Origin of the sequence: Ensifer canadensis, assembly GCF_017488845.2 — a bacterium.
GTDB lineage: Bacteria > Pseudomonadota > Alphaproteobacteria > Rhizobiales > Rhizobiaceae > Ensifer > Ensifer canadensis.
Genome location: NZ_CP083374.1, coordinates 451,417 through 464,583, shown reverse-complemented (window position 1 = coordinate 464,583; position 13,167 = coordinate 451,417). Strand labels below are relative to the sequence as shown.

The 13,167-nt window shown below is 60.8% G+C and carries 10 protein-coding genes; 7 read left to right on the top strand and 3 right to left on the bottom strand.

All coding sequences use genetic code 11. From position 1 onward, the window contains the following. Position 1: 1 nt before the first annotated feature. From J3R84_RS35585 to J3R84_RS35575, 3 genes are all read right to left on the bottom strand, one after another. On the bottom strand, positions 2–898 hold the full coding sequence (locus J3R84_RS35585) for an ABC transporter permease (protein ID WP_025430350.1): 897 nt from the start codon (positions 896–898) through the stop codon (positions 2–4). Beyond that, on the bottom strand, positions 898–1,863 hold the full coding sequence (locus J3R84_RS35580; RefSeq protein WP_057221085.1) for an ABC transporter permease: 966 nt from the start codon (positions 1,861–1,863) through the stop codon (positions 898–900). The genes J3R84_RS35585 and J3R84_RS35580 overlap by 1 nt, the downstream gene beginning before the upstream one ends. A 160-nt stretch (positions 1,864–2,023) precedes the next feature. Beyond that, positions 2,024–3,598, bottom strand: coding sequence for an ABC transporter substrate-binding protein (locus tag J3R84_RS35575; protein ID WP_203527500.1), 1,575 nt, complete (start codon positions 3,596–3,598; stop codon positions 2,024–2,026). A 164-nt stretch (positions 3,599–3,762) separates the two neighbouring features. Here J3R84_RS35575 and J3R84_RS35570 point away from each other — a divergent pair, with 164 nt between their 5' ends. From J3R84_RS35570 to J3R84_RS35540, 7 genes are all read left to right on the top strand, one after another. Beyond that, positions 3,763–5,139: an amidohydrolase family protein gene (locus J3R84_RS35570; protein WP_203527502.1), complete on the top strand. Its 1,377-nt coding sequence runs from the start codon at positions 3,763–3,765 to the stop codon at positions 5,137–5,139. A 26-nt stretch (positions 5,140–5,165) separates the two neighbouring features. Next, positions 5,166–6,362, top strand: coding sequence for an amidohydrolase (locus J3R84_RS35565; RefSeq protein ID WP_203527504.1), 1,197 nt, complete (start codon positions 5,166–5,168; stop codon positions 6,360–6,362). A 214-nt stretch (positions 6,363–6,576) separates the two neighbouring features. After that, positions 6,577–7,293: a GntR family transcriptional regulator gene (locus tag J3R84_RS35560; RefSeq protein ID WP_025430345.1), complete on the top strand. Its 717-nt coding sequence runs from the start codon at positions 6,577–6,579 to the stop codon at positions 7,291–7,293. Positions 7,294–8,054: 761 nt separating this feature from the next. Further along, positions 8,055–8,711: a flavin reductase family protein gene (locus tag J3R84_RS35555; RefSeq protein ID WP_203527586.1), complete on the top strand. Its 657-nt coding sequence runs from the start codon at positions 8,055–8,057 to the stop codon at positions 8,709–8,711. After that, positions 8,711–9,526 (top strand): aspartate/glutamate racemase family protein, encoded by an 816-nt coding sequence (locus J3R84_RS35550; protein ID WP_272502220.1) that lies wholly within the window; start codon positions 8,711–8,713, stop codon positions 9,524–9,526. The genes J3R84_RS35555 and J3R84_RS35550 overlap by 1 nt, the downstream gene beginning before the upstream one ends. 102 nt (positions 9,527–9,628) lie before the next feature. After that, a complete protein-coding gene (locus J3R84_RS35545) occupies positions 9,629–11,026 on the top strand; it encodes an amidohydrolase family protein (protein ID WP_225906219.1) in 1,398 nt (465 codons plus the stop codon). Between the two features lie 552 nt (positions 11,027–11,578). Further along, positions 11,579–13,156 carry a nickel ABC transporter substrate-binding protein gene (locus tag J3R84_RS35540; protein WP_203527509.1) on the top strand — a complete coding sequence of 526 codons (1,578 nt, stop codon included), beginning with the start codon at positions 11,579–11,581 and terminating at the stop codon, positions 13,154–13,156. Positions 13,157–13,167: the final 11 nt, after the last annotated feature.

Sequence of the window (13,167 nt, the reverse complement as noted above, 5' to 3'; positions counted from 1 at the left end):
CTCAGCGAACCATCAGTTTCGGGTTGAAGTGGTCGCGCAAATAGTCGCCGATCACGTTGACGGCCAGCACAAGGACGACCAGTACAGTCGCCGGCATCACCGCAATCCACCAGAGGCCGGAGAACAGGAACTGATTGCCGATGCGGATCAACGTACCGAGCGAGGGATAGGTCGGCGGCATGCCGGCGCCGAGGAAGGAGAGCGTCGCCTCCGTCAGGATCGCGCCCGCAAGGTTGATGGTGGCGATGACCATCACCGAACTCATGATGTTTGGTAGAATGTGGCGGCCCATGATGCGGCCGGATGGCAGGCCGATGACCTTGGCGGCGCGCACGTAGTCGCGCGCGACTTCCACCATGGTCGAGGCGCGCACGGTTCGGGCATATTGCACCCATTCGTTGACGGCAATGGAGAAGATCAACACCAGCGGCGCCCAGGCAAGCATCGTTTCGGCGCTGAGCTGCGCACGGGCGATGCCGCTGATGAGCAGCGCGACGAGGATGGTGGGGAAACTGACGAAGACATCGGCAATGCGCATAACGATGCCATCGATCACGCCGCCGAAGAAGCCGGCGACGAGACCGAGCACGACGCCGACCACGGCCGCGAAGACCACCGCGCCGACGCCGATGACGACGGAGATCCTGAGCCCGAACAGGATGACCGAGACGAGGTCGCGGCCCTGGTTGTCGGTGCCGAGCAGGAAGCGGGGATCACCACCCTCCATGAACGCCGGGGGGATTTCCATGTCGATCAGCGAATAGGATGAGACGTCGCGAGGATCCATCGGCGCGATCAGCGGGGCGAAGATGACGAGGGTCAGCATGATGAAGAGCACCAGGCTGGCGATCATCACGGAAACCGGCGGAAGCCGGCGCATCAGGGATTGCGTAGCCATTATCGTGTCCTCAGGCGCGGATCGATGAAGGTGTAGAGAATGTCGACGATCATGTTGATCATGACGAACAGGAAGCCGACGAACAGAAGGTAGGCAGCCAACACCGGCACGTCGGGATAGCCGACGGCATTCGTGAAGAGCAGGCCCATGCCCGGCCACTGGAACACTGTCTCGGTGACGATGGCGAAGGCGATGAGCTGGCCGATCTGCAGGCCCGTAACGGTGACGACCGGCATCAGCGCGTTGCGTAGAGCGAGCCGCCCGTAGATATAGGTGCGCGGCAGGCCACGGGCGAAGGCGAAGCGGATATAGTCCGACGACAGCACGTCGATCATCTCCGAGCGCACCAGCCGCATGATCAGCGTGAGCTGGAACAGCGCCAGCGTGATCGACGGCAGGATCAGCGACTTCAGGCCCGAAAGGGTGAGGAAGCCGGTCTCCCAAAAACCGATATCGACGAGGTCTCCGCGTCCGGAGGACGGCAACCAGCGCAGGTTCACTGCGAAAACCAGGATCAGCAGCAGGCCGGTGACGAAGGTGGGCATCGAAATGCCGACCAGTGTCGCAGACTGGGTCAGCCGGGAGAGAAGGGAACGCGGTTTTAGCGCGCAGAGCACTCCGAGCGGAATGCCGAGCGACAGGGCCAGCACGGTGGCGACGACAACCAGTTCCAGCGTGGCCGGAAGACGGCTGAGCAACAGGCTGGTCACAGGCTGCTGGTAGCGGTAGCTCGTGCCGAGATCGCCGGTCAGCACATGGCCGACGAAATCGACGAACTGCACCACGACCGGCCTGTCGAGGCCGAGAGCGACACGGACCGCGTCCTTTTCTGCCTGGGTTGCGCCTTCGCGCACCATCGAGGCGACGGGATCGCCGACGAAGCGGAACATGACGAAGGCAATGGCAGTCACTGCGACCATCACGAGGATGGCCTGAAGCAACCTGACTGAAAAGAGTCTGATCATCGGATAGTCCTTGAGGGAGCGATCTTGCCCGAAGGGGCGAAAACCGGGCTGTTGCGCTCCCGCGTCCTCCGCGCCGCCAGCGACGCGGAAGGGTTGACCCGGTTTGAGCGCAGTCCCGGCAGGCTTCGCTTGCCGGGACTGCGCCTTGGGAGAATCCCGACTACTTCTTCATCTGTGCGAACCACGGACGCACGTACTCGTCCGGGAACTGCGGCATGTCGAGCTTGCTGCTCATCGCCCAGGCGACCGGCTGCTGGTGCAGCGGCAGGTAGAATACCTGATCATGGGTGATGCGGAAGGCTTGCTTCAGCATCTCGACGCGTTTGGTTTCGTCGAGTTCAACGGCTGCGGCATAGGCCAGCTTGTCGATCTCGGGATTGGAGAGCCCATCGGCGTTGCTGCCGCCGAAGGTGCCGTCATTGCTCGCCAGCAGCGCTTGCAACGGGCTGAAGCCGTCCATCGGCGGCAGCGAAGCCCAGCCGAGAAGATAGACGTCGAACTCACCCTTGTCCGTACGCGGGAAATAGGTCGTCTTGCTCTCGACACTCACATTGGCCTGGACGCCGATCTGCGCCCACATGGAGGCGACCGCAAGGCAGATCTGCTCGTCGGCGATGTAGCGGTCATTGGGGCAGGCGAGCCCCGTTTTGAAACCATCCGGATAACCGGCCTCGGCCAGCAGCGCCTTGGCCTTGTCGACATCATAGGGAAGCGGCACGTCGATGGTTTCGTCGTAGCCGGTCACCGCCGGTGCGACGAGCATCCCGGCCGTACGCGACTTGCCGCGCATCAGGCGCTTCTGGATCGTGTTGGTATCGATCGCGTGCCACAGGGCCTGGCGCACCCGCACATCGAGCAGCGGATTGGGCTTGCCGGGGGTCGCATGAAGTTCCGGCCGGTAGCTGAAAATGAAGAATATGGTGCGCAGCGACGGGTTCTCGACGACCTTCAGCCCATCGGTGGCGGCGATGCGGTCGACGTCCTGCAACGGAACGGGCGCAATCATGTCGACTTCACCCGATAGCAGCGCCGCGACGCGGGTCGCGTCGGAGGCGATCGGACGGAACTCGACCTCGTCCAGATTGTGCTGCGGCTTATCCCACCAGTCCTTGTTCACTTCGAAGACCGAGCGCGAATCCGGTTCGTAGGTCTTCAGCTTGAAGGCACCCGTGCCGTTGGCATGGTTGTTGGCATAGGTGACGACTCCGGTCGAAGCATTGCCCGGCTTGAGCGCGTCGTGCTCCTCCATCCAGGGCTTGCTCATGATGTAGATGGCGGCAAGGTCGTTGAGGAGCAGCGGATAGGGTCCGCGCAGGATGAGGTCGACAGTGTATTCATCGACCTTCTCGACGCCGACGACGGTTGAAAGGTTCTCGCGGTTGCGCGCGCCGGGGTCGATCTGGCGCTGGATGGTCGCCACGACGTCGTCGGCGTTGAAGGGCTGGCCCTCATGGAATTTCACGCCCTGGCGCAGCTTGAAGCGCCAGCGGGTCGGCTCGATGACCTCCCAGGAGGTGGCGAGCGCCGGCTCGAGCTTCAGGTCCTTGTTACGGCGCACCAGAGGGTCGAAAACCATATGGTGTACGCTTTGGGTAAAGCTGTCGACCTGTGCGTTGGGGTCGTAGGAAATGACATCGCCGGATGAAGCCCAGCGCAGTGTCTCGGCGAGGGCGGGGGCGGAAAGCGGCGCCACAAGGGCGAGACCCGCCAAGAGGGTCTTCAAAGAGGTTTTCACTGGTTTCTCCCGTTTAGCGTATACATAATATCTGTGTTATTGGATACGAATGTTCCCAGTAATAGTGTACATCTGATGCAAACAATATCAAGATGGCAAAAGTGGTTTTGGCGACGCTTCTCAAAAAAGAACGCCAGGCCCGACAGCCGGAAAGGGAACTTCCGATGACGAATGCACTGCTGATTGAAAACGCCACGATCGTTACCATGGACGCGGACCGTCGCGTTCTTGAGCGCGGCCATGTTCTGGTCGAGGACGGGCGCATCGGCGCCATCGGCGAGGGAAGCTTTGCCGGAGAATGGCAGGCCGAGCGCATCGAGGCTGCCGGCATGGTCGCGATGCCTGGGCTGATCGACACACACGCTCATGCCGGACATATGCTGACCAAAGGGTTGGGCAGTGCAGCCGAGGACTGGATGGACGTGACCGGCCGCATTTACGCGACTGCGACCGACCCTGAGTTCTGGGCAGCGGAAGCGGCGCTGTCGGCGGCAGAGAGGATCAAGTGCGGCACGACGACTGCGGCGCTGCTGTTCGGCGGCGGCCCGGATATCATGCGCACCGAGGCACCGGAGGCGGCGGAGGCGCATCTCGCTTCGGTTGCCGCCATGGGAGTGCGTGAGGTTCTGGCCGTGGGGCCGAACCGGTCCGGGCAAAATCACGTGTATCGCCAGTATACGCCGACGTCCCACAACGACATCGTCGTCTCCCCAGACCGGCAGATAGACGTGGCCACCGAGTTGGTCGATGCCTGGGTTGGACGCGACGACCGGTTGCAGGTCGTGTTTTCGCTACCGGTTTTCGATGAGCAGGAACTGCGCGGGGAAACGGTATACAGGATTGCATGCAAGGTCCGCGACCGCGCGCGTGAGAGGCGAAGCCTTCTGGTGCAGGACGGTCATCGCGACGGATCCATCGCCGCCAACGATGCGCGACTTGGTCTCTTTGACGAGCGGTCGCTCCTTGCCCATTGCATAGACCTGACCGAGGCCGACCGGGCGGTCCTGAAGCGGACCGGTGCCAAGGTTGCGCACAATCCGAGTGCGCTGATGTCGGTCTATGGCCGCTGCCCGGCACCGGAGCTGATGGAGGACGGCATAGTGGTTTCGCTCGGCACCGATGCCGCGGCGCCCGATCGGTCCTTCGACATGTTCCGCAACATGTTCCAGGCCCATCGCTACCACGCGCGCCATTTCTCAGATGATACCGTGCTGCCGCCGCTGCGGCTGCTGGAGATGGCGACGATCGACGGCGCGCGCGCCCTGATGATGGATGATGAACTCGGCTCGCTTGAAACCGGCAAGCGCGCCGATATCGTCCTTGTGAATATGCGTCAGCCCCATCTCTGGCCACCGCACGATCCGGTGCAGCGCCTTGCTCGCTTCGCCAATGGGGCGGACGTGGACACCACCATCGTCGGCGGGCGTGTTCTGATGCGCGGGCGACGCCTCGTCGGCCAGGACGAAGACGCGATCCTCGACCGTGCCCTGCGCGCTTTTCGGCTGGCGATGGCGCGGGCCGGACTTAGTGATCGCACGTAAGGCGCTTGGACAATTGAGGATCTACAATGACTGCAGACCTTCTTATCCGTAATGCCCGCCCCTTCGGTGGGCCTGTTAAGGACCTTCTCATCCGAGACGGTCGGTTTGTTGCGGCAGATTGTCCCCGTCCGGTGGCCGAGATCGACGCGACCGGACATGTCGCCTTGCCAGGGCTTGTCGAGGCACATACGCATCTCGACAAGACACTTGTCGGCATGGACTGGTTCGAGAACCGGGTCGGTCCGACCCGCAACGACCGAATCCTGGCCGACCGCAATGCCAAGCGCGAGCTTGGCATCAACGCCCGCCGGCAATCGGCCCGTCAGATCCTTCAGACGCTCGCCCATGGCGTTTTGAGCATTCGCAGCCACGTTGATGTCGACACCGAGATCGGCATCGCCAATGTCGAAGGCGTGCTGGAAACACGCGAGGCAATGCGCGATCTGGTCGATGTACAGATTGTGGCTTTCCCGCAAAGCGGCATGCTGCCGCGCGAGGGGACGCTTGAGTTGATGGATGCGGCCTTGAAGGCCGGCGCCGATATCGTCGGCGGCATCGACCCCGCCACGATCGAGCGCGATCCGGTGCGTCATCTCGATGCAATCTTCGCGCTCGCGGATCGTCACGGAAAACCTGTCGACATTCATCTGCATGAACCGGGCGACCTCGGTGCCTATTGTCTTGAACTCATCGTCGAACGGACCCGCGCCTTGTCGCTGCAGGGGCAGGTGATGGTGAGCCACGCCTATTGCCTCGGGACGCTCGACGCCCCACGGCAAAGCGCGTTAATCGGCCAGCTCGCTGCAGAACGCATCGCGGTGATGACCGTCGGCAGTCCCTCTGCCCCGGCATTGCCATTGCGACTGATGCGCCAATGCGGTCTCACGGTTGCCTCCGGTTCTGACGGCATTCAGGGGACCTGGGAGCCGTTTGGAAATGGTGACATGCTGGAGCGGGCGAAGTACCTGGCGCAACGCAACGGTATGACCAACGATGTTGATCTCGAAGAATCCGCCCGCATCTGCACTTTCGGTGGTGCTGAAGGTATCGGTCTCGGCGGTTACGGTCTCTCTGAAGGCTGCTTCGGCGACCTGGTGCTGGTGCCCGCGCGCACGTTGGCGGAAGCCGTTGCCCTGACGCCGCATAGGCGCACCGTCATCCGGCGCGGCCGCGTGGTTGTGAATGGCGGCGAATTGGCTGGCGATTTGCCGGCCATCGAATGAAGCTTTTTCGATGAAAGGCGAAAAGTCGGGAATTTGGTGTTCGCAGTGGCGGGCCGCGATCGGTCGAGCCGTCACTATGCAACGGCCTAACCTGCCGGTTCAGCGGGCCGCCGACCGCGGCTTTACGGTTCGGCTTGCGTGGTGATAGTTGTTTGCGATCCAACGCTTGGCAATCGGTATCAATCGCACGCTTTGGCTATTTTCGAGGAAAATCATGACTCCCAAACCCAGCGACAGCAATGCAAGATCGGCGGTCCCCAAGTCAGATGCGGTCTATCGTATCTTGAAGCGTGCCATCCTCGACCAAGCATTCGCTGCGGGCACGAAACTTCCCGAGGATTCGATCGGTGAGCGGCTGGGCGTCAGCCGCACGATCGTGCGGCAGGCTCTGGCGCGACTGAACGGTGAGGGTCTGATCGAATTGCGGCCGAACAAGGGAGCATGCGTCAGCCACCCCAGTCTGGAGGAAGGGCATAATATCTTTGCCGTGCGCCGAGCGTTGGAGACGTTGGTCGTCGATAGCCTGATCGGCAGTCTGACGGCCCCGAAGATCAAGGAGCTTGAAGCGCACGTCGACGCCGAAGACAAGGCAAGGCTCGACAATCCGTCGGCCTCGATCCAACTCGCCGGTGAGTTTCACGTCCTGCTCGCACAGCTGACGGAGAACGCCATCCTATCGCGATACGTTACCGAGCTCGTCTCGCGCTCGTCCATGATTTTGTCGCTCTATGGTCGCCCTCATTCGTCCGATTGCGCCGTGTCGGAGCACCGCGAGTTGATTGCCGCACTTGCACGGAACGATCGCGAAAAGGCGTGCAAATTGATGGACCATCACATCGGGGCCATCACAACGCGCGCTCTGCTGAAAAGCAACTCGGAAAACGACTTGCCGGATCTCCTGGCTGCCTACGCAAAAGAAGAGGGCCTTTAGACCGTTTTGCTGCCTTGTGACCAGCGTGATCACTGGCGCTCCCTGCTGGACGTCAATGCCCGTTTTCCATGCGCGGACGAAAGTCAGGACTCCTACAGCGCCGCGCGTCTTATTGGCCGCGCAAAGGTCGCTGTAGAGCTTTGACGGCTGCACTCATAACATAATACAATATTATGCATATATAGTATACAATTTGCCTCTTCAGATTGGACGGTAGGTGAGCAGATTTCGGCGCGCGCCGTATGTCACTCTCGCTTATACCCTCGCGTCGAGCAACGCACCTACAGCGCCGCGCGTCTTATTAGACGCGCAAAGGTCGCTGTAGCACTCTGAATTGCTGCATGTTTTTACATCGAATGCGATTTAACGAAACACGCAGTCGGTGATTGGCAACATCGTTGTGACCTTTTCGCGGCAGCGCATTAGTTAAAACGTCTTCCCAAGCATTCCTTTGTGCCAGCGGTTCGCGCCGGCAATGTGGCGCAGGCACGCCTCTGAGATTGACTCATAATATTGTATGCATTAATTGGATGCAATATTGACACAAAAATGGATGCGATATAAATCAAAGACGGTATTCGGCGACGCCGGGAGAGCAACGTGCCAGATACACCGGTTTCCGTGCGAAAAGCTCGGCGAGGTTCTCCTGTGCGTGGGTGTTTGCCGTGCCTGCGGCTGCACGCTCGGGCGTCCCAGCCGGTCGACGCGCCGTGCGTCGGCGCAGTGATAAGCGTTTGAACGGTCATGGAGGAGAACCGGACATGAATATCGATTTCACCATGCTACCCCCTCCCGATCGTTATCGATTGCTGACCAATTTCATTGGTCCGCGCCCCATCGCGCTTGTTGGAACCCGGTCGCCGGCCGGACACAACAATGCGGCGCCAATGAGCTTCTTCAACGTGTTTGCCCACGAGCCGCCTTTGGTTGTGCTCGGCATCCAGAACCGCGGCAATGGTGATGAGAAGGACACTGTCTCGAACATCCGCCGAACCGGCGAGTTCGTTGTCAACATGGTCGACATGGCGCTCGCCGAGGCGATGATCGTCTGTGGTGTCAACTTCGCTTCAGAAGTGGATGAACTGGATTTTGCCGGTCTGACACCGGTGCCGTGTGACCAGATCGACGTCGCCCGCATCGCCGAAAGTCCCTGCAGCTTCGAATGCAAGGTCGACCGCATCCTCGACTATCACAAGCGCGTGCTCGTCATCGGCAAAGTCGTGCACATGCATATCCAGGATCGGTGCCTTGATGCCGAGGGGCGCTATGCGAATCCGGAGACCTACCAGCCGATCGCCAGGCTGCATGCCGACAACTACATCACTTCAGATCGCCAGTTCGAACTTAAAAAGCCGGAAGAGCTACTGCGCTTCGAGTTTGCACAAGTGAACCCCAGGCCAGAGAGAGCCACCCGATGATCCGCATACACGTCATCAATCCGAATTCGACATCCTCAATGACCGACCAAATCGCACGTGCGGCCGAGGCAGCGCGATCGGAGGGCACAGTCATCGAGGCGGAGACCGCAACGGACACGCCCGCCTCGATCGAAGGCTACGCGGACGAGGCGATGGCCGTGCCTGCGATGCTGGCCGCGATCCGTGCCGCCGAGAAGCGGGGCGCATCGGTGCACGTGATAGCCTGCTTTGATGATCCCGGCCTTGCCGCTGCGCGCGAGGTTGCCTCCGGTCCCGTCATCGGTATCTGCCAGGCGGCGGTGCAGGTCGCAGTAACCGTAGCGACCCGCTTCACAGTGATCACCACGCTGCCGAGGTCGGTGCCGGTGATTGAGGATCTTGTGGCGCACTACGGCGCTGCCTCGCGCTGCCGCCGTGTGCGCTCGGTCGACCTGCCGGTACTAGCACTCGAAACCGACCCGGCAATCGCGCGCGCGAAACTCCTCGATGAGGCGCGCGCTGCGATACGCGAGGATGGTGTCGATGCCATCGTCCTTGGGTGCGCCGGCATGGCAGAATTGTGCAATTGGCTATCGCGCGAAACGGGGGTCCCCGTCATCGACGGCGTGGCGGCAGCCGTCAAGCTCGCCGAGGCATTGGTGAGCGGTGGCTTTCGGACCTCGAAGGCTGGCGCCTACGCTTATCCCCGCGACAAGTCCGGTGATCTCGTATCGGCGTGCCACCCCATCATTGATCAACGGATGGTTCTCACGCCCATTTCCCAAGAAGTGATCAATTCGGCCGAAACGGCAACGTTTTGCAGTCTGCAACCGTAGCACATCTTGTCCCATAGCTCGGCAAGATGCGACAGCTACAGGCTGTCCGTGCAAATCGAATTGTCATCATTACGCAAACTCCAAACCCATGATGAGGGAACGATGTTGGAACAGACACTGTCGCAAAGCCGCCGGGCATTTCTCGGCCAAACGGGGAAGCTGACCACCGCTTGCGCGGTCGTCGGGCTGACTGGCGGACTGGCTCACGAGGTATCTGCGAATACGGCCGAACCTGTTGCCGAGATTGGAGCAAACATGCTGACGGATCGTCACTACCTGCTGGCTGACGTGCGGCTGGAAGAAGGTTTCGAATATGACGGCGACACCGTCATCGGCACCCGCACCGCGCTGTACACCGTCGAGATCAAGGACGGCAAGATCGCCGCGCTTCATCCCGCGAACGCAACGCTGCCCAGCGGTGTCGCGCGCTATCAGGCGCATGGCCAACTGATGCTGCCGGCCATGCGCGATATGCACATCCATTTGGACAAGACCTTTTACGGTGGTCCCTGGCAGGCGCCGCGGCCGCGCCAAGGCAAGACCATCATGGACATGATTGCGCTGGAAGAAAAGCTGATCCCCCAATTATTGCCCACCTCGCAGCAGCGAGCCGAGGGCCTGATCGCGCTGCTTCAATCCAAGGGGAGCACCGTCGCGCGGAGCCATTGCAACATCGATCCGGTCAGTGGCCTGAAAAGCCTTGAACACCTGCAGCGCGCGCTGGAAAATCACCGCGATGACTTCGTCTGCGAGATTGTCGCCTTCCCACAACACGGTTTGTTGCATTCCAAGGTCGACGGCTTGATGCGCGAAGCGATGCAGATGGGCGTGCACTATGTCGGCGGGCTCGATCCGACCAATGTCGATGGGGCGATGGAGAAGTCACTCGACGCCATGTTCCAGATTGCCCTCGATACCGGCAAAGGGGTAGACATCCACCTGCATGAAACCAGTCCGGCGGGGATGGCGGCGATCAACTACATGATCGAGACCACGGAGAAGAATCCCGCGCTGCGTGGCAAGGTAACCATCAGTCATGCCTTTGCCCTGACTACACTGGCTCCTGAAGCATTGGAGGAGACTGCCTCCCGCCTGGCGGAAAATCAGATGACGATCGCCTCGACGGTCCCGCTTGGTGCTCTGATGATGCCATTGCCACAATTGAGCAAGGCGGGCGTGTTCGTGATGACCGGAACGGATAGTGTCATCGATCACTGGTCGCCGTTCGGCAGCGGCGACATGCTGGAAAAGGCCTATTTCTACGCGCAGCTTTATCGCGGGTCGGATGAGTTCCACTTGTCACGGGCCATGGCCATCGCCACCGGCGGCGTTTTGCCGTTGGATGATGAAGGCAAACGCGCCTGGCCAATTGCCGGAGATGACGCCGCCTTCACGCTTGTCGGTGCGAGTTGCTCCGCGGAGGCGGTGGCTCGCGTGCCGGCGCGCACCGCCACCTTCCACCAGGGGCGTCTGGTGTTCGGCAGTATCGGCAAAGCCTGAGGCCGACCCGCCGTTGCGAGCGCTCCCATTCCTGCAACGGCTACGATACGCTTGATGATACCAACGGCGGCCGCATACGCAGGCCGCCGTTGTCGAGATTCCATCCAAAACCACACATGAACGATTGCGGCGACCGAACTCGGCCCGCGCATTTATCTTGGGCCTGCCTATCGGGCGGGCAACGCCGATCAGCGCACCTTATTGTGCGGCCTCCTTCTTCCGGAAGCCGATGGTCTCGTCAGCATTCAACTCCACTCGCATTGTATACAAGTTCTGCCGATATTGTTGAGGTGGAATGGCGTCGCAGCTGCCAGGATTCGCGCCAACAGCGTTTCGTCGCGGGCGAAACGCGACGATAACGTCGGTTGTGCCAGCGCATTCTCATCCCAATTCTCGTCTGCATACCGCTTTGTCGGCTAAAATGTCGACAATCTAAAATGCGATCTTGACGCAAGATTGTATACATGACACAGTCAATTTGTCTATACAAAACGGCGTGGAGGCCGCGGTGTCTAGGCGGGCGCAGGGAGCGCCAAAGAGGAGAAAAAACTCATGTCAGTAAATAGACGTACGTTCCTGCAAGGGACGGCCGGCGCTATCGGCTTGGCCATGGCGCAGGGTGCTTTGTCGAAAATCGTTTATGCGCAAGGTGCCGCCGGCACGCTCAGGGTTGCCATCGCCAAGCCTGCCGGCAATCTCGATCCGCAGAGTCACTACGCGATCTGGGCCATTCAGGACCTCATGTTCGAGCCGCTCGTGAAATACGGCAAGGGCGGTCAGATCGAACCTTGCCTGGCAACCGACTGGAAGATCGAAGACGGCGGCAAGACGCTGCATCTGACGTTGCGCGAGGGCGTGACATTCCAGGACGGCACCAAGTTCGACGCTGCCGCGTGCAAATGGAATCTCGAGCGCTGGATGGGCATCGACCAGTTCAGCTGGATGAATTGCTCAAAGCACTTCCAGTCGCTCGACGTGGTCGACGACTACCACGTCACCCTGCATTTCAAGGAGCCGGTGCTCGCGCTCATGCAGGAACTTTCCTACACGCGGCCGACGCGCTTCCTGTCGCCTAAATCCGTAGGTGCCGACGGCAAGTTCAAGGAGCCTGTGGGTACCGGGCCGTGGCGTCAGATCAGCGCGGACGACACCCAGAGCGTCTTCGAGCATCACGAAGGCTACTGGGGCGAATTGCCGTCCTATGAACGCCTTGAAGCCAAGGTTATCCCTGATGCCCGTTCGCGGGTTGCGGCATTGCGTGCCGAGGAACTCGACCTGATCGGCGGGTTCTGGATCGCGCCCTTGACCCCGGAAGAGGGCAAGCAGCTTGAGGCGGCCGGTTTCAACGTCGTCGTCGATCCGGGCAACGTCACGCTGGTGATGGCCTATAATCCCGACCGTGCTGAGGCGCTCAAGGATCCGCAAGTGCGCAAGGCCGTCAGCATCGGCATCGATCGCGCCGCGATTTCCAAGGTGCTTTACCATGGCTACGCCAAGCCCGCCGGCAACATGTTCTCGGGCGCCTTGCCTTATGCCGGAACGCAAAGTGATGCACCTGTCCGGGATGCTGCGGCCGCATCGGCGCTGCTCGAAAAGGCCGGCTGGACGGGAAGCCCCATCCGATCCAAGAACGGCAAGCCGCTGACGCTCGAATTGGTCGTCAGCCCGGACGCCGTGCCGGGATCACGTGTGATTGCCGAGGTCATCCAGTCCGAGATGAAGGAGATCGGTATCGACCTCGTCATCCGCTCGGTTGACCATGCCTCCAAGCACACGGACATGCTCGAACAGAAGTACGATCTCGGCTTCTTCCTGACCTATGGCGCACCTTACGATCCGTTCGGCTCGATCGTCGGACTGTGCCTGTCGACCTTCCACAACGACGTCGAGGGCAAGCTGGTCACCGATCCGGTCAACCTCGATCCGTTGATCAATGCGGCGATGGCCGCGACCGGCGATCAGATCCAGCCGACCATTCAGAAGGTCTATGACTGGCTGCGGGACAACGACGCGATTGCGCCGCTGGTCTACGTGCCGAGCATCTGGGCGCATTCCAAGCGGCTCCATGGCTTCAGCAGCCCGGTCACCGAATACGACATGCCCTACGAAAACATTCTGCTGGCCGAGTAGGAGGAGGGTAC